This is a genomic window from Vibrio sp. 10N.222.49.C9 (genome assembly GCF_041474985.1).
Taxonomy (GTDB): domain Bacteria; phylum Pseudomonadota; class Gammaproteobacteria; order Enterobacterales; family Vibrionaceae; genus Vibrio; species Vibrio crassostreae_C.
Genome location: NZ_JBFRVD010001232.1, coordinates 1 through 330, shown reverse-complemented (window position 1 = coordinate 330; position 330 = coordinate 1). Strand labels below are relative to the sequence as shown.

At 45.8% G+C, this 330-nt stretch carries 1 protein-coding gene; it reads right to left on the bottom strand.

Going from position 1 to position 330, the window contains the following annotated elements:
* Positions 1–330, bottom strand: a 330-nt coding sequence (locus AB4585_RS27700; protein ID WP_372171961.1) for a hypothetical protein, incomplete at both ends; no start/stop codon positions are given.

Below are 330 nucleotides of genomic sequence, written 5' to 3'. Positions count from 1 at the left end.
GTTATCGAGGGTGCTGTTTAGGTGCTCGGTGATCTCCGTTAGTCTTGCTTCACGGTCGTGCTTGGATAGAAAATACGCGCTATAGAGGGCGAGTTTACCTAGTAATTTCTTGGTGACTTCTAGGTTGTCGATATTGTCCATTAGTGGGATTTGATAAATGTGTAGGGTTCCCTGTGGTATTCCGTGTTTCCTATCCATATATCGTGGAGCGGTATAGTAGTATTCGAACATTTCAGGCATGTGACTGTCTATCCAGCCTAAGGTTTTTGCGATGGGCGCCAGTGTCTTTTGTTGGCTCTTGAGTGCGGTGTGTATCACAAAGCCTAGTTC